The organism is Tritonibacter sp. SIMBA_163, assembly GCF_046535935.1.
In the GTDB taxonomy this organism is placed as follows: Bacteria; Pseudomonadota; Alphaproteobacteria; order Rhodobacterales; family Rhodobacteraceae; genus Epibacterium; species Epibacterium scottomollicae.
In genome coordinates, this window is the sequence record NZ_JAWJBP010001558.1 from 1 (window position 1) to 229 (window position 229).

Sequence of the window (229 nt, forward strand, 5' to 3'; positions counted from 1 at the left end):
GAACAAGCTGAAGTTCTACCCGGATATCGTGGAGGCGGTGGTGTTCGGCAATGCGCGGGATCGCTGCGTGGCTTTCAGCAACCTCGACCTGACGGCGGTGGGCAACTGGGCTGAGCGCAACAATAGCGCCTATGCCTCCTATCAGGAGCAAGCCGGGCACCCGCGGGTGCTGGAGACAATCCGCAAGCATGTGGAGGCGGTCAATGTCTCGGTGGCGCAGGACGAGATG

General features: G+C 62.0%; 1 pseudogene. It reads left to right on the plus strand.

The features are described from left to right. A pseudogene (locus tag R0J92_RS27505) lies at window positions 1-229 on the plus strand (long-chain fatty acid--CoA ligase); the annotation flags it as partial.